The organism is Clostridium sp. BL-8 (genome assembly GCF_002006495.1).
Classification (GTDB): Bacteria; Bacillota; Clostridia; order Clostridiales; family Clostridiaceae; genus Clostridium.
Genome location: NZ_LZZL01000034.1, coordinates 34,614 through 57,145, shown reverse-complemented (window position 1 = coordinate 57,145; position 22,532 = coordinate 34,614). Strand labels below are relative to the sequence as shown.

Sequence of the window (22,532 nt, the reverse complement as noted above, 5' to 3'; positions counted from 1 at the left end):
TAAAAAGTTTAATCTTAGCTTACTCAAATAAAAATTGCTGGTTTACTTAAATGTATTTATTGTTTTCTGTTCAATTTTCAAAGACCATTCTTCTTATAACCACGTTATAAGCTTTTTTATTGTCTGCCGTTTCTGACAGCTTACTTAGTATATCATCGCTTTTTAACTCTGTCAACAATTTTTTCAAACAACTTTTAAACCTTTGTTTGATTTGTTTTTTCAGCCACTTTTTCTTTCACTCAGCGACGTTGTTTATCTTAACATTAATAATATATCCTGTTATTTTTTATTTATACTATCAAATATATTTATTTTTATATTTCGCAATAATTCTTCAACTTTCTAATATTTATGTATCTAGATACGCTAGAATTAGTTGTCGCACAAAGTTTCTGATATGACTGCTTCTTAACTAATTATTGATGATTTAAATTGTCACTACAACTTACTGCACTTTAAGCATTAATATTTGATGCTTAATAAATGCATAGTTAGTCATACTCCCTACTAAATTTTATTAATAAAAAAGAATCTTTGTGTGATACAAAAATTCTTTTCTATATAATTATTTAATTATTATTTCTTAAGGTAAATCCTTTTATGATTAATGTTGCCCAATCGCTATTGGAATTTTCAATCCAATCGCATTGGATATCTAGAAATTTAAGCCAAGCATTAAGCCCATAACTTTTTTTACTTACATTTGGTGATTTTCTACCATGTATTTCTTTAATATCTTCTAATAATTTTGTTTGTTCTTCCTTTTCTAATTCTTTATTTAATAATTGTTTTATAATTTCTAAAGATTCCGTGTAAGCTATAGCATCTCCTAAATATAATTCATCAGCATATACTTGCCTTTCCTTATTTAACAAATCACTTATTTCATTAATTTCATCCTTGTTAGATAAGTAATGTTTAGCTCTTCGTAAAGCTTCTATATCACTATCTAATTTATTTATTGTTTTTTCTAATTTTTCAAATCTCATCGTATATTACTCACTTTTCTTATTTATTCATTTAATTGCTTAATAAAAGTCAACTTATTATAACACTAAACTTTGCTATATATCTATTTAAAATTTATAATATCAAAAATATGTCACCCTTACAATAATATATTTAGTGAGAGTTTTTCATAATTTTATAAACCTACTTTATTTTCACATTAATTCCATCATAAAGATATTTCAAATATTCTACATTTACATTATTATTTATTAGCTTATCGATCCTGGCTTTTGCTATTTTCATTGTATCCTTTGCTTCACTAAAATCTTTATCCTTAATGCAATTACTTGTATAAGTTAGCAAATAATCTATTTTTAAAACATCTTCTGCTAAATCTTCTCTATCTTCATTAACTAATTCAACTAATAAAGAATATATCTTAGGAGAAGTTGTTGCTTTAGTATCCTTTAAAATATCTGTATTTCTACTCGTTTTTTTTGCCATAAATATAAACACCTCATTTCTAGACGATTATAACATTCAAATTTATATTTTTCTAGAAATAAACAACATGAATTTAGTTTTATCCATTACTAACTAATATAGTTACTTAAATAACTATATTATTAATTTGTAAATTTATTGATTTCATTATTCTTATTTAATATTATCTACAAATACAAGGCCAGTTAATTCAAGGCGTTTCACAAATTCTTTATCTCTTTAATTAGTATATTTTGTATTCTAATATTGTCAACTTTACTTAAAAAATTAAAGTTGACAATCATTTTTGATATATATATTATTAATAAAAAGGAGTGATTTATATGAATCTCAAATTATTACCAATAGAAATTACACTAATAGGGATGTGTGCAGCACTTATGGTTATTTTTTCTCAATTTTCAGTTCCACTTCCATTCACATCAGTACCAATTACTTTTCAGATCTTTGGATTAGTACTTATTTCAATAATTGTAGGTGCTAAAATCGCAACAATTTCTCAAATCATTTTTATTCTGTTAGGCTCTATCGGCTTACCTGTTTTTGCAAACTTTAGCGGTGGTTTTAGCATAATTTTAGGACCAACAGGTGGATATATACTTGGATTTGTTTTTATGGCATTTTTAGTTGGACATGCCTCAAATAATCAAAATACTGTAATATTGTTTATTGCATCGTATATTAGTTTATGTATTGACTATATTATCGGAACACTACAGCTAAAAATTGTAACAGGCATAAGTTTAAAAACCTCAATTATTGCAGGTGTATATCCATTTATAGGTAAAGATATTATTATTCTTTCTGTAGCTATCTTCCTCGGATTAAAAGTAAGAAAAAAAGTTAAAGGTAGATTTACTAGAAATGTTATTGCTTAGGCCGCATCATATAAATTGCATATTTTTTTACAGAGGATTAGGTTACAATAAAAAATTTGTCACTGAAATGGATATGATTTTAAATTTTCTAAAAAATAATCATGAGTCTCAGATCAAATTTATTATCAAATGTGATGTTTTATGTTCTAATTGCCCTAATAAGCAAAAAGATAATACTTGTATAACAGAGGAAAATGTAGAAAAGATAGATTATAATGCTTTAGAGGTATATGGACTCAAAGAATATAGAGAATATACATTTAATGAAATTTTGGAAAATATTTATAAGAATTTTAATAGTAATAAATTTTATAAAATATGTAATTCATGCAATTGGTATAAAAATGGAGTATGTAGTGAAAATATTATAAAAGATCAGATAGACTCATGGAGCTTATAACATAGATTTACGTATATAAAAAGAAACTAAAGCTATTGCTTCAAGTTTCTTTTTTGCTTCTTTATTTATCATTTTATGACTAAAATTTTATCCCCATTCTTTTGAAATATATATTCTACTTTTTCTATCTTAACTGTATAAGCTGCATTATAATGATTAATGATTGGCTGAAGTAAGCTTGACTCATTTGCATCAAGATCTAAAATTGGAAATATGCGAATTTCCTTACATATTCTAAGCATTTCATCAATAGCTTTTATATGAAAATCTAGCCCCAGCTGAGTATAAAGTAATAAAAAATGTGAACTAAGTCCAATATCAAAATATTTATCTTGAAAATTAGTTTTATTCGGTAGCTCATGAGAAATATACCTATTTTCTTGTCTTCCTTTTTCAAAATCATTTAGAAATTCATACATTGCTCTCATTCTAATCTGCTCTAAATCTTCTACGTCTCTTATACTTGTCCAAATAAAATTCTTTTTGTTTTCTTTAGTTTGTTTCATTACAACATCTTTTGTTTCTTCTATTCTATTCAATAATTGTTCTTTATTAAATTCATAAATTGGATCAAATGATATTACAGTATTATTTAATTTTTTCATTTCAGCATTAAAACTTGCAGGTCCATCGCCAAAGCTTGCAATAGATTTTTTCAAATCATCATCTGTTAATGAAAACATTGTTTTATATTCCTCTAATGTTCTCCCCCATGGAACTACTTTTGATAACTCAAATGACATTTTTTCTTCACTCCTTTTTTATCCTTAATTCAAAAATTTACGAGGCAATTTATCATTTCTCTATATACATTTTCAATTATATATGGATCTAAATTATTTTGATTTGTTAATTATCTTTACATTCTGATAATAAAGCAAATCACTTCGTCCCTAAAGTATTGAACGAAGTGATCTTCTGCATTTAAATTTTAATACTTAAACTATATTTATAATTAATTAGCCCATTTTAGTTATACACTTATTGCTATTATTTAAAAATTTATTTAATTAAACCCCATTTTTAAATCTTTTACAAAATCAATTACTACTTCTTTGCCTTCTGCCATTCTCTTAACTATTGCGCTACCTACAATTACCCCATCACAATAATCTTTTACTTCCTTAACTACTTCCTTTGAAGAAATTCCAAACCCAATGCACATTGGAATCTCAACAATTTTTCTAACTTCAGCTAAATATTCATGAGTTCCTTTATCCAAAGATTTTCTTTCACCAGTTATACCATTTGTGGATACACAATATACAAAACCTTTTGCCCCTTTGGTTATTGCTGCTATCCTATCTCTAGACGTTCTAGCTACTAATGGAATTAGATAAATACCATTTTCTTCGCAAACTTTATCAAGGTCGCCTCTTTCTTCAAGTGGAACATCTGGAACTATAAGTCCATCTACGCCACTTTTTGCTGCAGCTTTAAGAAAATTCTCTATTCCATTAAAATATACAACATTAAAATACACCATTAATACAATTGGTACTTCACACTTTTCTCTTATTAGCTCTACACATCTAAATATATCTTTTACTTTCGTTCCATTTTGTAGTGCTTTAGTATATGCATTTTGTATTACTGGACCATCAGCAAGAGGATCTCTAAAAGGTACACCAATTTCAACTACAGTTGCCCCTTCTTTTTCTAAAGACACTACTAAATCAGCTGTTTCTTCAACTGTGAAATCTGCTCCACATGTTACAAATGGTATTAGAGCTTTTTCATTATTCTCTTTTTCCTTATTGAATGATATATCTATTCTATTCATTATTTTTCACCTAGATATGCAAGCACCGCATCCATATCTTTATCTCCTCTCCCTGAAATATTAATAATTATGATTTTATCACTATCAAGTGTTGGTGCTAGTTTTTTAGCATATGCTACAGCATGGGATGATTCTAGTGCTGGTACTATTCCCTCTATTCTCGTCAAATACATAAATCCATCTTCTACTGCTTCTTCATCTGTTATACTTGCATACTCTGCTCTATTAGTTTCAGCTAGATATGCATGTTCTGGCCCAACGCCTGGATAATCTAGACCTGCAGATATTGAATATGCTTCTAGTACCCCTCCATCATTATCTTGAAGCACATAACTTAACATTCCATGTAAAATTCCTTTTTCTTTTTTTGTAATAGTTGCTGCATGTTCTCCAGATTCAATACCTTTACCAGCTGCCTCAACTCCGATGAGGCCTACTTCTTTATCGTCAATAAATGGATAGAATATTCCAATTGCATTACTTCCACCACCTACTGGAGCTAAAATATAATCTGGCAATTTTCCTTCGAGCTCTAAAATTTGCTTTCTTGCTTCATCACCTATTACTCTTTGAAAATTTCTTACCATAGTTGGATATGGATGCGGTCCGGCAGCTGTTCCTAAAACGTAATATGTGTCTTCTACATTTGTAGCCCAATATCTAATTGCCTCAGTTACTGCATCATTTAACGTTCTTACTCCATTTAATACTGGAACAACTTCTGCACCTAAAAGTTCCATCTTTTTAACATTCATAGCTTGCCTCTTTATATCTTCTTCTCCCATGAATATCTTACACTCCATGCCAAATTTCGCTGCCACTGTAGCTGTTGCAACACCATGCTGTCCTGCACCAGTTTCTGCAATAACTTTCTTCTTCCCCATCCTTTTAGCTAACAGGACTTGACCAAGAGCATTATTAATTTTATGGGCACCAGTATGATTTAGATCTTCCCTCTTTAAATAAATTTTTGCTCCCCCCAAGTCCTTTGTCATATTTTCAGCATAATATAAAGGACTTGGCCTTCCAGTATAATAATTTAGGTAATACATATATTCATCCATGAATTCTTTATCATCAATTACTTTTTTATATGCATCTTCAAGTTCTATCAGTGCATTCATTACAGTTTCTGGAACATATTGTCCCCCAAATTCGTTAAATCTACCTTTCATTATTTTTCCATCCCTTCTTTTATTCAACTAATAGCTTTTTATGTTGTGAATTATTAATCAATAATTTTTCTAACATTTTCAATTAAATCTTTCATTTTTTCAAAAGATTTTGTTCTAACTCCATTCTCCATGATAATCTCTACACCTGATGAAACATCTATCCCTCTAGGCCTTGCCTTAATTATTCGTTCAACAACATTCTCAGGGGTTATTCCTCCTGCTAGAAAGAAAGTATCTCGCATATTAACAGTTTCAGTATCAAAACCTAAATTATAAGTTTCTTTAATGAATAACTCTTTTAAGTTATCTAATGAAAAGACTTCACCACTTCCCGGCTTATCTCCATCTATAAGAAAACCATCAATCAAGTGCTTCTGAGTAATCTTTACGTATTTATTTATGTTTTCTATATCATTTATAGATAAAGCTTTCCATATTTTTATTGATTCATTTACATTGCTCCTAAGTAACGATATATAGTTTTCATCTTCCTTTCCATGAAGCTGAATAACATTTAACGGTACTTCTGCAATAATATCTAAAATTTCATCTAAAGGATTATCTTTAAATACTCCAACTATCTTTATATCTTTATTTAAATTGAGACATAATTTTTTTGCTATTTTAGGTGTCACCTGTCTTTTACTTTTAGTGAATACAAAGCCTATATATTCTGGCTTTAAAATATTCAAAAATTCGATTTCTTTTTCATTAGTTATTCCACATATTTTAATTTCAATCATATTAAATCCCCGCTTATTTCACTTAGCAATATGATAATCACAATTAAAGCTTTAAAAAATTTTCTCAAGATTTCTTATTATCATTAACACAAAATCAAACTTGCCTACTAATTTATGCTCACTACTTATTATTTCTAAATTTCTTATATTCTGATTTGAATTCTGTATTATCTATATTTCTCATAAATAACTCTCCAATTAACACTCCATCTGCTCCAAAGTTTTTTATCATTTCTAAATCGTCTATACTCATGATCCCACTTTCTGCAACTATAATCTTATCTTTAGGGATATGTTTTATTAGCTCCTTTGTAGTTTCTAGAGTTACATTAAAGGTTTTTAAATCTCTATTATTAATGCCTATAATTTCACAATCATATTTTAATGCTAAATCTAACTCTTCCTTATTATGAACTTCTACTAAAGGCTCCAGATTAAATTTCTTAGCTTCATTGTAAAAGTTCCCCAATTTATTGCCCAAAATGCTTGCAATAAGTAAAATTCCATTTGCTCCTAAGATCTTTGCTTCGTATATTTGATAAAAATCTATTATAAAATCTTTTCGCAAAATCGGAATATGTGAAACTTTTCTTATCTCCTTTAAATATTCATCTGATCCTAAAAAGAAATCTTCTTCTGTCAATATAGAGAACACATCAATACCTAAGTAAGTGTAATAATTTAAAATTTCTTTTACATTAAAATCTTTTACTATTAGTCCTTTTGATGGAGATGCTTTTTTAAATTCTCCAATTACTGATAAACCTTTTTTCTTTAGTGCTACATTAAATGGATTTATATAATTTGATTCTTTTTCAAGTTTAACTTTTTCTAAAGCTTGCTTCTCCAATTCTTTTATAGGAATTTCTGTTTTTCTTTTTTCAACTCTTATTTTTTTCTTTTTTACGATATCATCTAAAATCAAAATATATCACCTCATCTTATAAACTTATAAGTTCTTTATATTTTTCATATGCTGCTCCTGAATCAATAAGTTTGCTTGCTTTCTTAATCCCTTCTTCTATGGACTCAGCAAGCTCTGCTACATAAAGTGCAGCTCCAGTGTTTATTTCTACTATATCTCTAGGTGCACCTTTTTTTCCCTTCAGAATATCTAGAATTATTTCTGAATTTTCTTTAGCATCTCCTCCCTTTATATCATCAAGCTTAGTTTTACTAATACCAAACTTCTCTGGTTCTAACTTATACTCCTTAATTTCTCCATCTTTAATTTCACATACAGTTGTAGTTGTTGTTGTTGTTATCTCATCCAAGCCATCATCACCACACACAACCAGTGCCCTTTTTAATCCAAGCCTAAGCAATACTTCCCCAACTGGTTTAACCAATGATTTATCATATACCCCTAGAAGCTGCCCAGTAAGCGGTGCTGGATTAGAAAGGGGTCCTATAATATTAAATATAGTCCTTGTACCAAGTTCTTTTCTTTCCTTTGCTACATTCTTCATTGCTCCATTGTATTTTGGTGCAAATAAGAATGCCATTCCGTTTTCCTCTATTATCTTTCTGCTTTGAATATCATCAAAATCAATCTTAATTCCAAGTTCAGTAAGCACGTCTGCACTTCCACTTTTACTTGAAACTGCACGGTTACCATGTTTAGCTACTTTTGCACCACCACTTGCTGCAACAATTGCAACTGCTGTGGAAATATTAAAAGTCTTTGCCCCATCTCCACCAGTTCCACAGGTATCTATTAGATGCTTTGGATTTTCAATTTTTACTGGAATAAAATTATCTCTTAAAGCCTTAACTGCACCTAAAATTTGACTTGGTGTTTCTCCACACATTTTAAGACCTATTAAGAATCCTCCAATTTGAGCAGATGTTGCTTCACCTTTCATTATTTGATTTATTACATCTCTTACATCATCCTCTGTTAATGCTTCCTTTAAGGACAACTTTTTAATTGCATAATCTATTGTCATTATTTATACCCCCTTTAAATTATATTTTTATAAATTTATTTATTATCTTTGTGCCTATCAATGCACATCCACTGCAACATTCTTTTAAATTTGTTTTCCTTCAAATTCAGCAATTCTTTTTACTTTATTCATCAATGAATCAAATTGATCAGGTGTTAGTGATTGTTGTCCATCGCTTAATGCATTTTCCGGATCATTATGAACCTCTATCATAAGACCATCTGCACCTGCACTTATAGCCGCCTTTGCCATAGGTTCCACCAAGTAAGCAGAACCACCAGCATGACTTGGATCAATTATTATCGGCAGATGTGATAACTTTTTAATTACAGGAATAACTTGCAAATCTAACGTATTTCTTGTCATTGTTTCAAAGGTTCTTATTCCTCTTTCACATAAAATTATATTTGAATTTCCTCCTGCCATTATATATTCAGCTGACATAAGCCATTCCTCAATTGTTGCAGATAAGCCTCTTTTTAATAATATTATTTTATTAGTTTTTCCTATCTGTTTTAATAAATCAAAGTTTTGCATATTTCTAGCACCAATCTGAATAACATCAACATTTTCTATAAATTCATCAATATAATCTGTTGACATAAGCTCCGTCACTATTGGAAGCCCTGTTTCCTGTTTTGCTGTTTTTAATAATTTTAATCCATCAAGTTCTAAACCTTGAAAACTATATGGTGAAGTTCTGGGCTTAAAAGCTCCACCTCTTAAAAAATTAGCTCCAGCATTTTTTACTCTCCTTGCAACATCAACAATCTGCTCTTCATTTTCTACCGAACACGGACCTGCTATTATTCCAAGTTTCTTTCCTCCTATAACTGAATTATGAGTAGTTATTATAGTATCTTGTTCTTTAAACATTCTATTTGCCTTCTTAAATGGTTCTTGTACTTTCATGCAGCGTTCTACACCACTTAAAGCTTGAAATTCATCTATATCTAACATTGATGTATCTCCAATAGCACCAATGATACAGTATTCTTTACCTTTAGATACATTCGTTCTTAATCCTTTTCCTTCAATAATTGATTTTACTTTTTTAATTTCTGCATCATTAGCATTTATTTTCATTCTAATAACCATTAAAACAAATCTCCTTACTTCTACTTTTATTGCTGCTGCTAAAAACTATCATTACAAATGTTAATTACGAAATTCCCAATCATATGCTTGCCCTTTTGTGTATATATGGATTCTGGATGAAATTGAAGTCCAAATACATTATATTCCTTATGCTTAACTGCCATAATATCATTGCTTTCAGCCGTTGAAGCTATAACTTCAAGGCAACTTGGGAGTGAACTATTTTCAACTATTAAAGAATGATATCTCATAACATCTAATTTCCTTGGAATACCTTCAAATATATCTTTCCCTTTAACCTGAACCTTTGAAGTCTTACCATGAAAAATTTCATTAGCTCTAATTACCTTTCCTCCATATGCCACTGCAATACTTTGGTGCCCAAGACATATACCTAGAATAGGAATACTTTCGCCTAATTTCTTTATAACTTCTATTGAAATCCCCGCATCTTCTGGAATACCAGGCCCTGGAGAAATTACTATGCCTTTAGGATTTAATTTTTCTAATTCCTCAATGGTTATTTCATCATTTCTATATACTTTGGTTTCTGCAAATTCACTTAAATACTGATATAGATTAAATGTAAATGAATCATAATTATCAATTAGCGCTATCATCTTAATACCTCCTTTAAAACCATTAACTTATTTTGAATTTCTTCAAACTCTTTTTCTGGAATTGAATCGTAGACTATACCTGCTCCAGCCTGAAGATAAGCTATTTTATCTTTTAAGATAATAGTTCTTATGGTAATTGCCACATCCATATCACCTTCATATGAGAAATAACCAACTGCGCCTGAATAAATTCCTCGCATGCAATCTTCAAGGTCTTCTATTATTTCCATTGCCCTTATCTTTGGTGCACCAGATACAGTTCCTGCCGGAAGGCATGCTGCAAGTGCATCAAAGCCATCCTTACTATCTTCTATTTCGCCAACAACCTTTGTTGTTATATGCATTACATGAGAGAATTTTTCAATTTTCATAAAGTCATTAACATTAACTGTACCTACCTTACTTACTTTTCCTATATCATTTCTTCCAAGATCCACTAGCATAATATGTTCTGCTAATTCCTTTTTATCTTCTAGCAGTTCCTTTTCAAGAGCACTATCTATTTCTGGAGTTTCTCCTCTTCCTCGTGTACCAGCTATAGGATTAGTTATAACCTTACCGTTTCTAACCGACACAAGACTTTCGGGAGAAGAACCTACAATTTGGTAAGTTTCATAATCAATTAGATACATGTAAGGCGATGGATTTTCTTCTCTAAGCCTTCTATAAATCTCCAAATAGGATTTTTCAGTCATACACTTCATTCTCTGAGATAATACAACTTGAAAAATATCTCCAGCTAAAATATGCTCTTTTGCCTTCTTAACATTTTCAATAAAATTCTCTCTAGACGTATTAAATTCAAAAGATATATCTTTCTTCTCTTCTGATTCCTCAGCTAGAGTTGTTCCATGTATCAGACTGCTAATATATTCTCTTTGTGACAAAATTATTTCATCATATTCCCTTTTATCATTGTCCAAAATGTTATCTACAACATAAACCTTGTGAGTAAAGTGATCATAACAAATATATCTATTATAAAAATTAAACCTTATAATGGGTAATTTTAATTCATCTGGATTTTTAAAATTGAGCTTCTTTTCATATAACTGTATTGAGTCGTAACCAATATATCCAATTGCCCCACCTTTAAATGAAAAAGAATTAGTATCTTTATCAAATTTTCTTCTAATTTCCTTTTTAAGTTCATCTATCTCTTCTTTGCCATCTCCACAGACTTCTTTATATGGGTCTTCTCCCATAAATGAGTATCTCCCAAAATAGTTTTCTTTTGTTCCACTCTCAAATATAAACTTTCTGCTTCCTTTAAAACCTCTAAAAATTTTTATTGGAGTAATTTCATCTCCTCTAAATTCGCTTATTAATGAAAATACAGCTTTGTCTTTCTTCTTTTCATTAAAATTTTCTTTTGAAATATTAATCATACTTTCTTCCCCCTTAACTTCCATAAAATTATAAATTTGCGTTTGCTCACATTGCATATGGCTTATTATTATCTTGAATACTCCTAGATATTATTTGGACACCCCCAAATTTTTATTCTATCTTTGAATATAAAAAAAGCCACTCCATCCCAAAATTTGGGACGAAGTGACTCGTTATGCCACCCAAATACACATGCACTCAAATGGTATTTTCTAATTATAAAATAAACAAAAAAAGCATTCCGTCCAAAATAGGACGAAATGCTAAAATTTCGCTATACCACCTAATGCATATTTCTTATCAGATACGTAATATGATAAACTTACATCAATTTACAACTAACAATTAATGTTGAAACTCTACAGAATTTCTTACCTCACTGTTAAATAAGTTTTCATAAAATTATATCCTGTCATTTTAACGGCTGACTTCCCGTACATTCCTACTCTAAATATTTCAAAATGTCACCTCAAAGACCCATTCAATAATATCTACAGTATTCGAATCTCACCAAACATCGAACTCTCTTTACACTAAGCTTTATCATCTACTATTCTTATCGAAGGCTTTAATTTAAAACTTTTATTTATAAAAATATAACACATTCTAATATATTTTACAAGTGTTTTCTAAAAAAATACTAAAATTTCATTATAAGCCTTTTTATAGCATGTTAGGTATAGTATTGATCATTGTAATAATTCATCATGGTTTATAATCTACAATAAGTAAAAAATTTCAACAAAAATGAAATCACTTTTAATGTTTGTAACCTTTTTTAATAACTTGAATATATTGATTACGATCGAGTTATTAAATTTATTATTGAAAGGATTTGATAAAATGGAAACAGCGTATGACTTATTTAGAAAGTTACTTGAGGTTATGACAGACATTGACAGGACTTTAAATGAAAAATCAAAAGTAACTGATGCTAGGAATATTGAATTATTAGATAAAAAAATAGATGCTTTAGAAGTTAAAATGTATGAATTAAAAAATAAATTAAAAAGTATCAAACTATAATCAAATAAGCCTACAATAATAGTAGGCCTTTACATAAACTTTTACATTAACACAATATATTTTAAGTTTTGTCTAATTGATAATTATATATAATACATATCTTCCTTATTATGTTTCTTATAATCATTAACTAAATCTTCTAATGTAATAGAGTTAAAGAAATTTATTATTTTATTATTTATAACATTCCATAAATTTTCACTCATAAAATTTTCAATTTCATTGTCATCATTTTCTATATCAATTAAAAGTAAGTCTCCTTCAAGAACACTTAAAATATCTCCTATTCTAAATTCCCTAGGACTTTTAGCCAAAAAATATCCTCCCTGTGCTCCTTTTTTCGCGTTTATTATTCCGCCTTTTCTTAGAGATGAAAATATTTGCTCTAAATACCTTTCTGATATTCCTTGTCTTTCTGATATACTTTTTACTGTAACCATTTCAGAAGATGAATATATACATATATCTATTAATGCTCTTAATCCATATCTACCTTTTGTTGAAATTTTCATAAAATCACCATATCCAACCTTTCTTTCTATATTTAATTATATTAAGACATTTATAGAAAATCAACTATATATATTTAGCAGTAATACTTAATTTTCTATAACTTTTCTTTTTTCTGACATAATTATTCCAGGTTATAGTATACCTATATTATTAGTACATTATATCCTATTATTCTAATTTAACACACTTTGTTTGTAAACATATTTTTTCATATTAGTTGACTTTTAATAACTAATAATTATATTATAAAGAATAGTATTTAACAAAATATATAAGAATCAATTTTATTGTCAGTTATGAAAGGTATGAAAAAATGAATTTTAAACAATTAGATTTAAAAGAAGATTTATTAAATATATTAGAAAAATCTGGAATTACTTCCCCTACACCGATACAAGAACAAAGTATCTCAATTATAAAACAAGGAAAAGATATAATAGCTGAAGCAGCAACTGGTACTGGAAAGACTCTTGCTTTTTTACTTCCGCTTTTTGAAAAAATCGATCCCAAATCCAACACCATCCAGGCTCTTATATTGTCTCCAACAAGAGAATTAGCTATTCAAATCACTAATGAAGCTAACAAACTCAACGAAGCCAGTGGAATCAATATTTTAGCTACCTACGGCGGAAAAGACATTGCCGGCCAATTAAAAAAATTAAATAACAATGTCCAGCTAATTATTGCTACTCCTGGAAGACTCTTAGATCATTTAAGAAGAAAGTCCATTGATTTAAGTAATCTTAATACATTTATTTTAGATGAAGCTGATCAAATGTTATTTATGGGATTTAAAAATGAAGTAGAAGAAATAATAAAAGAAATGCCTAAGAAAAAGCAAATGCTATGTTTTTCTGCGACTATGGATTCGGCAGTAAAAAAATTAGCTTATAAATTTATGACAAATCCTATTGAAATATCAGTTCAAAAGGAAGAAGTAACTCTAAGTTCAATTAAACAAGATGTAGTCGAAACTACTGATAGAAATAAAAGAGAAGCCTTATGCAAAGTATTGGATGAAGATAACCCATTTATGGCTATCATCTTTTGTAGAACCAAAAGAAGAGTTGATGAACTTGAAGCCGTCTTACATACACGTAAATATAATTGTGTAAAATTGCATAGTGACATTCCTCAAAATAAAAGAGAACGAATAATGAAATCTTTTAGAAATGCAGATATTCAGTATCTAATTGCTACAGATGTAGCAGCTAGAGGTATAGACATAAGTGGTATTACTCATATTTATAACTATGATATTCCTGAAAATGTGGAAAACTACATTCATCGTATAGGCCGAACAGGAAGAGCTGGTGAAAGCGGATATACCTGTATGTTTATTGATCCAAAGAATATGACATCTTTGAGAGAAATTGAAGATACAATTGGATTTAAAATAAGTAGACGAATTATAGAAGTATAAAAAAAAGTTGCAAATACGCACTAGAGGCACTGGATATTTTAATGAAATCTAGTGTCCATTTTTAATTTTATATTAAATATATATTTTGCAATAATAAAATTGCATTTTACATCTGTATATTACGTACATATCCAAATGTAAAATGCAAAAAACTAATTTCAACATATATATTGAAAAACTTATACCCAAAATTTACTTATACAAATCTCCTGCTAAATACAGCAATTTATCATAATCTTGTATTATGTATTCTTTATTGTTCTTCTCCAAAATACCATCTTGGCAAAACTTATTTAAAGTCCTGTTTAAATGCCTATACGTCGTTCCGAGAAGTTCAGCTATTTCGTTATAATTCTCTTTAAACATAAATTTTTTATTTTCATCATCTTTTATATTTGCAAATGCGACTATATAACTTGCAAGCCTATTTTCAAATGGATATAACAAATTTATGGAACTATTATTACTGCTACTTGTTAACTTTTCACCTAAATAATCACATATTTTAATTAAAAATTTGCAATCTTCTATTAATTCGCTTCTTACAATATCAAAGCTTATACCTATACAATAAGTATCTTCTATTGCTTGTACGCTGCAATCTGTTGTATTATTTTTTATAAATTCAACATCGCCTATTATTGTGAATGGTCTATAAAATGATATCAGCAATGATTTGCCATTTTCTAGATGCTTGGAGACCTTTGCCTTTCCATCAACTAGGAAAAACATCTTATCTAAATATTCTTCTTCCCTGCATATATAATCTCCCTTATTAAACATATATAACATCATATGTTCTCCCATATCATTAGAGAATATATTATTGAGTTTATATTTCTCGACGTATCTTTCAATTTTTTTACTATCATCTATTTTTATCATCATATTCTCCTTAAGAAATTCCAAGTATAATTTCAAAACATGACCTATGTCCTATTTATATTTTATTATAATCGCTTAAAATATAAACAGCAACTCTTCATGTTTAATTTATATTTAACTAATATGTTGAAGTTAGCTAATAAATAATAATTTATTTTTTAGGAGAAACGTATGTACAATTTTTTATCATTATTAATCGGAATACTTATTGCAATTATGATAGTTTTTAATGGAAATCTCTCAAATGGACTAGACACTTACTCTTCTTTAGTTATAATTCACCTTATTGGATTTGCAAGTGTAATAGTAATAATGCTCTATAAAAGAATAAGAATTTCTTTTAGAAACAACTTACCTTTATATCTTTATATTGCCGGTGCCATTAGTGTATTTACAGTTATGTTTAACAATTTAAGCTACACAGTTCTTGGCGTTTCTCTCCCTGTCGCATTAGGGCTTTTGGGGCAACTCTTAACTTCATTGGCCTTTGATCATTATGGTTTCTTAGGTATGCCGAAAATATCTTTTAATAAGAAAAAATTTATTGGGTTACTAATAATTACTTTGGGAATTTTTGTTATGGCTTTTGCCTAAAAAGGAGGATTTTATGTTTTATGTACTAATTTCAATTGCTGCTGGTGCTATTGTTGTGATTTCCAGGATACTTAACACCAAGCTTTCAGAAACTGTTGGTTTAATAGAATCAAGTTTTTTCAATTATTTAACTGGCATATTTGCAGCTTTAATATTGTTTTTAATTTTTAGAGATACGATTACACTCAGCCAGCTTTATAATATTCCAGCTTATGCTTATTTAGGTGGTATATTAGGTGTGGTTATCGTAATATTAAATAGTGTTATAACTCCGAAAATGTCGTCTTTTTATGCAACTTTAATAATATTTATTGGACAGCTTTTTACAGGAATAATTATAGATTGGATAACCTTTAAAACACTTCCTTTTGCTAAGATTGTTGGTGGATTCCTTGTAGTTGCAGGGCTAGCGTATAACCTTCACGTTGATTCAGAAGCTGAAAAATCATCCGAACCAAATTAAATGCAGAAAAAAACTTCTGCATTTAATTTAATCTGACACAAAATAGGTTTATATAAATAGATTCATTCCATTTAATTTAAGCCATTCATGCTTTTCTTTATAATCTGGCATTATCTCCGCAACTCTATTCCAAAAATACTTTGAATGATTCCTATGATCCATATGACACATTTCATGTACTACAATGTAATCTATGACATCGGCTCTAGCCATACTGATTCTCCAATTAAATAAAATAGCGTTTTTTCCAGTACAGCTCGCCCATCTTCTCTTTTGTTCTTTTACTTTTATAGCTGTCACCTTATCTTTAAAATTATTTGAATAACATTCTATTCTTCTCGTTACAATTTTAAAAGTTTCTTCTCTATACCATTTCTCTAATTCTAATTTCAATTTTTCTACATCAAATGTATTTGTATATATTTTAAATTCATCACATAATTCAATTAATATATCTTTCCTTCTTTCTTCAAAAATCAAATTAAACGGATATTCTTTTCCTAAATACATAAAAGTGCTATCTTTTGAAAAATCTCTTTTAGCTCTTTTAGTCCCCCTTAGCTTTAATTCTTTCTGCTTATCTATAATCCAAGCAGCTTTATTCTTTACAACAAGTAAAATATACTCACTGCTTATTTTTAAAGGGGCTCCAACAACAATATCTCCATTTTCTTCAATTTTGATAGAAATAGTTTTTCTCTTTTTTCGAATTATACTAAATTCTATTTCATTCCCTTTATAATTAAATTTCAGCTTCATACTTTCTCCTAAAGTTTCAAATTTAATTTCTAACCCCAAACTTAATTAGGATTTATAATCTATAAAATTTATTTATATATTCACTTCACAGTGCATTGCTTCATCTGCCTCATCCCAAGGCACTAGATATGCCTGGCCATGTGAGCAGAACACAGATGTCGACGTATACTCTATATCTGCATTTTTCTTATATCCTTTGTTTTGTATTACTTCTTCGCTATTGTGGCAAACATCATATCCATCATACATCAAATTTATACTTCCTTTTCCTTTAGTAAATGCTATAACTTCCATACTATAGTCCATAAATGTTGCAACTGGTCCTCTTCCACTTATTCTCGCTCTATCCCCTTCTATTTCCGCTGGTTCAAAGATTCCATTTAATCTTTGTATATCCGATAGAACTCTCCCTATATGCTCACTGGAAATCTCAATCACAAATTTATAATATGGTTCTAATAGTATATTTTTTACCTTTTCAAGTCCTTGTCTTAATGCTCTAAAAGTTGCCTCCCTAAAATCTCCGCCACATGTATGCTTATTATGAGCTCTCCCCGTTAAAAGAGTGACTCTTATATCTGTTATTGATGCTCCAGTTAAAAGACCATGATGTTCTCTTTCAAAAATGTGAGTTTTAACTAAATTTTGATTTCCAAAAGTCAAGTCATCACTATGGCATTTGTTTTCAAAAACAATTCCGCTATTTCTTGGCAGTGGCTCAAGTTTCAAATGAACTTCAGCGTAATGTCTTAAAGGTTCAAAATGACCACATCCTATAGTTTCCCCCTCTATTGTCTCTTTATAAAGAATTTGACATGGACCAAATTCAACACTTAAATTAAATCGCTCCTGTACTATTTCTTTTAAAACCTCTAATTGAATTTTACCCATTATATGGACATGAATTTCCTGAAGTGCTTCATTCCATATTATATTTAAGGCGTTATCTTCAGCTTCTAATATTTTAAAATAACCTAAAATCTCACGTACATTGCAAGTATTATCAAATATAACTTTAGACATTAAAGTTGGAATCATTTCATAGTGCGTCTTTTCTTTAAGTGTTCCAACTCCATCTCCAGCCACTGCTTTTGAAAGACCTGAAATAGCAAATAAATCCCCTGCTTTTACAATATCTACAGGTTTAAACTTACTTCCATTATATATTCTAATGCTGCTTATTTTTTCACAAGTTTCATTAATATACTTAGAAGTCGATTCTAAATTTGATTCTTCTTTAAGTTCGCCTCCATATTTAACTTCATCCCTAATTTTTAAAGTTCCTGATAGAGCTTTTATAAACGTTATTCTATTACCGTTTTCGTCATGGCGAATTTTATATACACGCCCTGAAAATTCTTTACCTTCATCATATTTAGTAAAACTTAGCTTATCAAAAACATTTAAAAATTCCACAATTCCTTCATCCTTAAGGGCTGAACCTCCAAAACAAGGAAATACTTTACCTTCTTTTATAAGAATTTTAAATGTGTTTAACCAGATACCAAAATCATAATTTCCTTCTAAATATCTTTCCAAAAGCTCATCATCATACTCACTTATAAACTCAATTAATTCTTCACTGAAATTATTATTAAGCCCTAAAGAATCATTCTCTAAATAGCATATATCTTTTGTCAAATCTTTTTTTATTTCTTTAATAACTCTATCTTTATCAGCTCCAACTCTATCCAACTTATTAATAAAAAATATAGTTGAAACATTATATTTTCTAAGTAAATTCCATACTGTTTGAGTGTGTCCCTGAACACCTTCAACCGCACTTATAACAATTATAGCATAATCCATAATTTCAATTGCTCTTTCCATCTCAGTACTGAAATCAATGTGTCCAGGAGTATCAACTAGATAATATTTAGAGTTATTAAATTCAAATATTCCTTGATCTGAAAATACAGTTATTCCACGTTCTCTTTCAATGCTATGGCTATCTAAAAACGAATCCTTATGATCTACTCTTCCTCTATTTCTTATGCTATTAGTATGATAAAGTATCTGTTCAGAAAAAGTAGTTTTTCCAGCATCAACATGTGCTAATATTCCTATTGTCTTTTTCATAAAATCATCCTTATTTTTATTTCAAATTTGATATAATTATATTTCTTATATTTTCGACCAAATCTTTTTCGTCATCCTTTGATATCTTCTTAGTATCTATAGGTTTTCCAAAGACAACTTTTATTTTTGTAGGTATAAACTCTCTTGTGTCCTCAAATGCTCTTGATGCCCTATCTATACTTACCGGTACTATTGGAACCTTAGTCTTTGTAGCTAGTTTTAGACTACCTTTTTTAAACGCTCCAACTTTTCCTTCCTTATTTCTAGTTCCCTCAGGAAATATAACCATGGTAGTTCCTTCTTCTATATTTTTGACAGCCTTATTAATTGTATCAATAGCTGTTCTTGGATTTTCCCTATCTAAAGTTACAGATTTATTTCTTCTAAGCCAATATCCTACTATTGGAGCTTTAAGAATTTCTTTTTTAGATATGAAGGCCAAATTTCTATTTGTAGTATAAAGTAATATTGGAATATCTAATATACTTGAATGATTCCCAATAAAAACACAAGTTTCCTTTGGAATATTCTCTAAGCCTTGTACATCCAAATCTATTCCAATAATCTTCATTGTAAACTTGCTCCAATTATATGCAACCTTTTGTAAATAAATAAGTGCTGACTTTTCACCTTTTGTTTTCTTAAGAAATTCAAATTTAAAGCCTTTAATCCTCAGCCATATCATATAAAAACCATAATGTAATTTTTTTAAAAACATATTCCCTTAATTCTCCTTTTTCTTTCGTCTTTACTAATATAATTTCATAGTTTAGTTTCTCTTTATAATAACATACATAATTACTGTTTTTTTGCCTATCTGTGTAAATTCCTAAAATATTATACTCTTTTTTTTACTTATTTGCTAACACTATATTTTTTACTAAGTAACCATATTTATTTTAAAGCTGCTGCAAATATTATTTTAATCTTCTTTGCTCCTAGTTTTTAATTTTAACTATACTATATAGAAAAGACCTCACATCTTATCTTAGAGTAGGTCTTTTACTTATAAAATATTATATTTACTGATCTCCATTCCTAGAAATTAAAATTACTTATTCATTAATCTTCTTCAAAATTTAAGTTTATGTTATATCTATCAAAACCTATTATAGTATCATTAAAAATCTCTTTTGCATTACTTAAATACTCTTCTGGCATATTCATGGCAGTTCCAAAATGAGTGAGTAATAGCTTTTTAACTTTTCCGCTTTTGGCTAAAGCAGCTGCTTCCCTAAATGTCATATGCTTATTTTTAATTGCCTTAGGCAAATCTTCATTATTTCCATAAGTACCTTCACAAATAAAATAATCACTATCTTCAATGAATTTATGTATTTTTGCAATTGGTCTTGTATCTGTTATAATGCTGATTTTTATTCCTTTTCTTTCATTTCCAAGTACCATTTCCTTAATATATTCTACCCCATCTAGGCTAATCTTTTCCTCTTCTTTTTGTAGTCTCCCCCATAAAATCTTAGGAACATTATTTTTTTCAGCTTTCTCTACACAAAATTTGCGCTGTCTTTTAAAGTTGAAACAATAGCCTATACAAGGTGATGAATGTTCTAATTCAATAGTTGAAATCTGAACATCTAAATTTGAGTATTTATTCATTTCAAGGCGCTCTTTTGGATTTTCTATTATATTAATTTCATATGGAAGCCAATTTGCTATAACTCTTAATTTATTTACTGTATCACATATTCCTTCTGGTCCTATTATTATCACTGGCTCTGTCCTTCCGCTGTTGCCGATAGTTCCAAGGAGGCCTGGCAGACCTACAATATGATCCCCATGAATGTGAGTTATACATATAATATCAATAGTTTTAAATCCTGTATTAGATATCCTCATAGATACCTGCGTTCCTTCTCCACAATCAATAAGAATCTTTCTTCCCTTATAACTTAATAATGTAGATGATAAAAATCTATTAGGCATAGGCATTCCACCACCACAACCTAATAAAAGCAAATCAACCATCTGCCTAAATCCCCTTTCTTAATACAAATCTATGTGATTTTTTCTCAGGTAAAATAGAATATAGTTTTTCTATCCTTTATTTATAATATTATGTTCATATTAATTACTATTTATCAAACAGTCCGCCACCATTACCTACTTTAACACCCTTTGATGCTTTCCCAATTACTTTTGAAGCCTTCTTACTATTTTTAATATTATTTCCCTTTTGTTTCTTTTCTTCTATTAGTTTTTTCATCATTTCTATACTTTTCTTATCCATATTTCCTCCTATATCTAGTGTGATTTTTTAACAAATCACTTCATCATCTCTAATACATTATATATATAAACAAAATAAAACATAACTTATACGTCAATATTACATAAAGTATAAATTATGTTTTACAAAGCAAAAATATCATAAATTTATTAAAATAACGCATAAGTAATTATTCAAAACTTATGGTTTCTATTCGATATATACTACTATAAAAAGTAATTTATTTTCTTTAAAAATCCTTGGCAATTTCACATGCATCGTTTATTGCATCCTGCAAAATTTTATCTGTATCTTCACCTGCAACATCTAACTTTTCTGCTGCAATGGTTTTTACATCATTAATACCAAAGAAACTTAGAATATTTCTCAAATATATTCCATCCATTTCATATGGAGTTCCCGAATACGCACCACCTCTTGATGCTATATGCAAAGCCTTTTTATTTTCTAAAAGTCCTATAGGACCTTGTTCTGTATATTTAAAAGTTATTCCTACTACGCTAACATAATCTATATACGCTTTTAAAATAGATGGGATATTCAAGTTCCACATTGGAGATGCTATTACATATTTATCAGCTTCAACAAATTCATATGTGTATTTTAAAACTGGATGATTGCGGCTCTGCTCATTCTTAGGTCCAAATATTGTACCTAAATCTTCTCCCTTTAAAAAATCTATCTTTTCTTTATATAAGTCTAAAGTTACAATCTCATCATTTGGATTATTCTTCCTATACTCTTCTATAAAATTATCTGAAATTTTAAAAGTTCGTGACTGCCCTTCTGGTTTATTATTAACCTTTATATACAATACTTTACTCATTTTTCAGCTTCCTTTCTTAATTCATTAACATACTCTTATTTATACCTTTTTACACACACTTTCTATAAATAAGTGTGCGTATTTTCACTTATTTATATTATTAAAATATATGAAATTTTTTTAATAATCCTAATTTTTAAGAAGTTAAATATTATTTATGTTTTAGTTTTAACTATTGTTAATTAATAATAATTATTTAAGAAAATTATACCACATCTTTCTAATT

Annotated in this window: 25 protein-coding genes; 6 read left to right on the top strand and 19 right to left on the bottom strand. The window is 28.8% G+C overall.

Annotated elements, in window-relative coordinates; all coding sequences use genetic code 11:
- Positions 1–569: 569 nt before the first annotated feature.
- A complete protein-coding gene (locus CLOBL_RS13135) occupies positions 570–989 on the bottom strand; it encodes a hypothetical protein (RefSeq protein ID WP_077859462.1) in 420 nt (139 codons plus the stop codon).
- A gap of 163 nt (positions 990–1,152) precedes the next feature.
- On the bottom strand, positions 1,153–1,455 hold the full coding sequence (locus tag CLOBL_RS13130; RefSeq protein ID WP_077859461.1) for a hypothetical protein: 303 nt from the start codon (positions 1,453–1,455) through the stop codon (positions 1,153–1,155).
- Positions 1,456–1,778: 323 nt separating this feature from the next.
- Here CLOBL_RS13130 and CLOBL_RS13125 point away from each other — a divergent pair, with 323 nt between their 5' ends.
- On the top strand, positions 1,779–2,333 hold the full coding sequence (locus CLOBL_RS13125; protein WP_077859460.1) for a biotin transporter BioY: 555 nt from the start codon (positions 1,779–1,781) through the stop codon (positions 2,331–2,333).
- Positions 2,320–2,733, top strand: a complete 414-nt coding sequence (locus CLOBL_RS13120) for a DUF1284 domain-containing protein (RefSeq protein WP_077859459.1) — start codon at positions 2,320–2,322, stop codon at positions 2,731–2,733. Before CLOBL_RS13125 ends, CLOBL_RS13120 begins: the two co-directional genes overlap by 14 nt.
- A gap of 68 nt (positions 2,734–2,801) precedes the next feature.
- On the opposite strand, the gene CLOBL_RS13115 is transcribed toward CLOBL_RS13120, so the two are convergent.
- The 9 genes from CLOBL_RS13115 to trpE form a co-directional block, all read right to left on the bottom strand.
- Positions 2,802–3,476: an SAM-dependent methyltransferase gene (locus CLOBL_RS13115; RefSeq protein ID WP_077859458.1), complete on the bottom strand. Its 675-nt coding sequence runs from the start codon at positions 3,474–3,476 to the stop codon at positions 2,802–2,804.
- A gap of 263 nt (positions 3,477–3,739) precedes the next feature.
- Positions 3,740–4,516, bottom strand: a complete 777-nt coding sequence (gene trpA, locus CLOBL_RS13110) for a tryptophan synthase subunit alpha (protein WP_077859457.1) — start codon at positions 4,514–4,516, stop codon at positions 3,740–3,742.
- Complete coding sequence (trpB, locus tag CLOBL_RS13105) at positions 4,516–5,691, bottom strand: tryptophan synthase subunit beta (protein WP_077859456.1); 1,176 nt, start codon at positions 5,689–5,691, stop codon at positions 4,516–4,518. Before trpB ends, trpA begins: the two co-directional genes overlap by 1 nt.
- Positions 5,692–5,744: 53 nt before the next feature.
- Complete coding sequence (locus CLOBL_RS13100; RefSeq protein ID WP_077859455.1) at positions 5,745–6,434, bottom strand: phosphoribosylanthranilate isomerase; 690 nt, start codon at positions 6,432–6,434, stop codon at positions 5,745–5,747.
- A gap of 121 nt (positions 6,435–6,555) precedes the next feature.
- Positions 6,556–7,359 carry an indole-3-glycerol phosphate synthase TrpC gene (trpC, locus tag CLOBL_RS13095; RefSeq protein WP_077859454.1) on the bottom strand — a complete coding sequence of 268 codons (804 nt, stop codon included), beginning with the start codon at positions 7,357–7,359 and terminating at the stop codon, positions 6,556–6,558.
- Positions 7,360–7,375: 16 nt separating this feature from the next.
- Positions 7,376–8,383 carry an anthranilate phosphoribosyltransferase gene (gene trpD / locus CLOBL_RS13090; protein ID WP_077859453.1) on the bottom strand — a complete coding sequence of 336 codons (1,008 nt, stop codon included), beginning with the start codon at positions 8,381–8,383 and terminating at the stop codon, positions 7,376–7,378.
- An 84-nt stretch (positions 8,384–8,467) separates the two neighbouring features.
- Positions 8,468–9,481, bottom strand: coding sequence for a 3-deoxy-7-phosphoheptulonate synthase (gene aroF, locus CLOBL_RS13085; RefSeq protein WP_077859452.1), 1,014 nt, complete (start codon positions 9,479–9,481; stop codon positions 8,468–8,470).
- Positions 9,482–9,519: 38 nt separating this feature from the next.
- Positions 9,520–10,101 (bottom strand): aminodeoxychorismate/anthranilate synthase component II, encoded by a 582-nt coding sequence (locus CLOBL_RS13080; RefSeq protein WP_077859451.1) that lies wholly within the window; start codon positions 10,099–10,101, stop codon positions 9,520–9,522.
- A complete protein-coding gene (trpE, locus tag CLOBL_RS13075) occupies positions 10,098–11,489 on the bottom strand; it encodes an anthranilate synthase component I (RefSeq protein WP_077859450.1) in 1,392 nt (463 codons plus the stop codon). Before trpE ends, CLOBL_RS13080 begins: the two co-directional genes overlap by 4 nt.
- 844 nt (positions 11,490–12,333) lie before the next feature.
- Here trpE and CLOBL_RS13070 point away from each other — a divergent pair.
- Complete coding sequence (locus tag CLOBL_RS13070; RefSeq protein WP_077859449.1) at positions 12,334–12,516, top strand: hypothetical protein; 183 nt, start codon at positions 12,334–12,336, stop codon at positions 12,514–12,516.
- 83 nt (positions 12,517–12,599) lie between these two features.
- Here the strand turns inward: CLOBL_RS13070 and CLOBL_RS13065 are convergent, their stop codons facing one another.
- On the bottom strand, positions 12,600–13,028 hold the full coding sequence (locus CLOBL_RS13065) for an Rrf2 family transcriptional regulator (protein ID WP_009170485.1): 429 nt from the start codon (positions 13,026–13,028) through the stop codon (positions 12,600–12,602).
- 314 nt (positions 13,029–13,342) lie between these two features.
- Between CLOBL_RS13065 and CLOBL_RS13060 the strand changes: the two genes are divergently transcribed.
- Positions 13,343–14,452 (top strand): DEAD/DEAH box helicase, encoded by a 1,110-nt coding sequence (locus CLOBL_RS13060; protein WP_077859448.1) that lies wholly within the window; start codon positions 13,343–13,345, stop codon positions 14,450–14,452.
- 192 nt (positions 14,453–14,644) lie between these two features.
- Here CLOBL_RS13060 and CLOBL_RS13055 read toward each other — a convergent pair whose 3' ends face one another.
- A complete protein-coding gene (locus CLOBL_RS13055; RefSeq protein ID WP_077859447.1) occupies positions 14,645–15,337 on the bottom strand; it encodes a cyclic nucleotide-binding domain-containing protein in 693 nt (230 codons plus the stop codon).
- Between the two features lie 171 nt (positions 15,338–15,508).
- Between CLOBL_RS13055 and CLOBL_RS13050 the strand changes: the two genes are divergently transcribed.
- Both CLOBL_RS13050 and CLOBL_RS13045 read left to right on the top strand, forming a co-directional pair.
- Positions 15,509–15,931 carry a DMT family transporter gene (locus CLOBL_RS13050; RefSeq protein ID WP_077859446.1) on the top strand — a complete coding sequence of 141 codons (423 nt, stop codon included), beginning with the start codon at positions 15,509–15,511 and terminating at the stop codon, positions 15,929–15,931.
- Between the two features lie 13 nt (positions 15,932–15,944).
- The gene (locus CLOBL_RS13045; RefSeq protein ID WP_077859445.1) at positions 15,945–16,394 is read left to right on the top strand and encodes a DMT family transporter; all 450 of its coding nucleotides are present in this window, start codon (positions 15,945–15,947) and stop codon (positions 16,392–16,394) included.
- 48 nt (positions 16,395–16,442) lie between these two features.
- Here CLOBL_RS13045 and CLOBL_RS13040 read toward each other — a convergent pair whose 3' ends face one another.
- The 6 genes from CLOBL_RS13040 to CLOBL_RS13020 form a co-directional block, all read right to left on the bottom strand.
- Entirely contained in the window at positions 16,443–17,153 is a 711-nt protein-coding gene (locus tag CLOBL_RS13040; protein WP_077859444.1) for a SprT family zinc-dependent metalloprotease, read from the bottom strand.
- A 72-nt stretch (positions 17,154–17,225) separates the two neighbouring features.
- Positions 17,226–19,232: a TetM/TetW/TetO/TetS family tetracycline resistance ribosomal protection protein gene (locus CLOBL_RS13035; RefSeq protein WP_077859443.1), complete on the bottom strand. Its 2,007-nt coding sequence runs from the start codon at positions 19,230–19,232 to the stop codon at positions 17,226–17,228.
- Between the two features lie 16 nt (positions 19,233–19,248).
- Positions 19,249–19,950 (bottom strand): lysophospholipid acyltransferase family protein, encoded by a 702-nt coding sequence (locus tag CLOBL_RS13030; protein WP_077859442.1) that lies wholly within the window; start codon positions 19,948–19,950, stop codon positions 19,249–19,251.
- A gap of 344 nt (positions 19,951–20,294) precedes the next feature.
- Positions 20,295–21,218 (bottom strand): ribonuclease Z, encoded by a 924-nt coding sequence (locus tag CLOBL_RS13025; protein WP_077859441.1) that lies wholly within the window; start codon positions 21,216–21,218, stop codon positions 20,295–20,297.
- Positions 21,219–21,324: 106 nt separating this feature from the next.
- Positions 21,325–21,480, bottom strand: coding sequence for a hypothetical protein (locus tag CLOBL_RS28010; RefSeq protein ID WP_179117751.1), 156 nt, complete (start codon positions 21,478–21,480; stop codon positions 21,325–21,327).
- A 229-nt stretch (positions 21,481–21,709) separates the two neighbouring features.
- Positions 21,710–22,306, bottom strand: a complete 597-nt coding sequence (locus tag CLOBL_RS13020; RefSeq protein ID WP_077859440.1) for an FMN-dependent NADH-azoreductase — start codon at positions 22,304–22,306, stop codon at positions 21,710–21,712.
- Positions 22,307–22,532: the final 226 nt, after the last annotated feature.

Excerpts from the sequence above, each read along its gene's own strand:
- CLOBL_RS13135 (WP_077859462.1), bottom strand. The coding sequence starts at position 989 with ATGAGATTTGAAAAATTAGAAAAAACAATAAATAAATTAGATAGTGAT.
- CLOBL_RS13130 (WP_077859461.1), bottom strand. The coding sequence starts at position 1,455 with ATGGCAAAAAAAACGAGTAGAAATACAGATATTTTAAAGGATACTAAA.
- CLOBL_RS13125 (WP_077859460.1), top strand. The coding sequence starts at position 1,779 with ATGAATCTCAAATTATTACCAATAGAAATTACACTAATAGGGATGTGT.
- CLOBL_RS13120 (WP_077859459.1), top strand. The coding sequence starts at position 2,320 with ATGTTATTGCTTAGGCCGCATCATATAAATTGCATATTTTTTTACAGA.
- CLOBL_RS13115 (WP_077859458.1), bottom strand. The coding sequence starts at position 3,476 with ATGTCATTTGAGTTATCAAAAGTAGTTCCATGGGGGAGAACATTAGAG.
- trpA (WP_077859457.1), bottom strand. The coding sequence starts at position 4,516 with ATGAATAGAATAGATATATCATTCAATAAGGAAAAAGAGAATAATGAA.
- trpB (WP_077859456.1), bottom strand. The coding sequence starts at position 5,691 with ATGAAAGGTAGATTTAACGAATTTGGGGGACAATATGTTCCAGAAACT.
- CLOBL_RS13100 (WP_077859455.1), bottom strand. The coding sequence starts at position 6,434 with ATGATTGAAATTAAAATATGTGGAATAACTAATGAAAAAGAAATCGAA.
- trpD (WP_077859453.1), bottom strand. The coding sequence starts at position 8,383 with ATGACAATAGATTATGCAATTAAAAAGTTGTCCTTAAAGGAAGCATTA.
- aroF (WP_077859452.1), bottom strand. The coding sequence starts at position 9,481 with ATGGTTATTAGAATGAAAATAAATGCTAATGATGCAGAAATTAAAAAA.
- CLOBL_RS13080 (WP_077859451.1), bottom strand. The coding sequence starts at position 10,101 with ATGATAGCGCTAATTGATAATTATGATTCATTTACATTTAATCTATAT.
- trpE (WP_077859450.1), bottom strand. The coding sequence starts at position 11,489 with ATGATTAATATTTCAAAAGAAAATTTTAATGAAAAGAAGAAAGACAAA.
- CLOBL_RS13070 (WP_077859449.1), top strand. The coding sequence starts at position 12,334 with ATGGAAACAGCGTATGACTTATTTAGAAAGTTACTTGAGGTTATGACA.
- CLOBL_RS13065 (WP_009170485.1), bottom strand. The coding sequence starts at position 13,028 with ATGAAAATTTCAACAAAAGGTAGATATGGATTAAGAGCATTAATAGAT.
- CLOBL_RS13060 (WP_077859448.1), top strand. The coding sequence starts at position 13,343 with ATGAATTTTAAACAATTAGATTTAAAAGAAGATTTATTAAATATATTA.
- CLOBL_RS13055 (WP_077859447.1), bottom strand. The coding sequence starts at position 15,337 with ATGATAAAAATAGATGATAGTAAAAAAATTGAAAGATACGTCGAGAAA.
- CLOBL_RS13050 (WP_077859446.1), top strand. The coding sequence starts at position 15,509 with ATGTACAATTTTTTATCATTATTAATCGGAATACTTATTGCAATTATG.
- CLOBL_RS13045 (WP_077859445.1), top strand. The coding sequence starts at position 15,945 with ATGTTTTATGTACTAATTTCAATTGCTGCTGGTGCTATTGTTGTGATT.
- CLOBL_RS13040 (WP_077859444.1), bottom strand. The coding sequence starts at position 17,153 with ATGAAGCTGAAATTTAATTATAAAGGGAATGAAATAGAATTTAGTATA.
- CLOBL_RS13035 (WP_077859443.1), bottom strand. The coding sequence starts at position 19,232 with ATGAAAAAGACAATAGGAATATTAGCACATGTTGATGCTGGAAAAACT.
- CLOBL_RS13030 (WP_077859442.1), bottom strand. The coding sequence starts at position 19,950 with ATGTTTTTAAAAAAATTACATTATGGTTTTTATATGATATGGCTGAGG.
- CLOBL_RS13025 (WP_077859441.1), bottom strand. The coding sequence starts at position 21,218 with ATGGTTGATTTGCTTTTATTAGGTTGTGGTGGTGGAATGCCTATGCCT.
- CLOBL_RS28010 (WP_179117751.1), bottom strand. The coding sequence starts at position 21,480 with ATGGATAAGAAAAGTATAGAAATGATGAAAAAACTAATAGAAGAAAAG.
- CLOBL_RS13020 (WP_077859440.1), bottom strand. The coding sequence starts at position 22,306 with ATGAGTAAAGTATTGTATATAAAGGTTAATAATAAACCAGAAGGGCAG.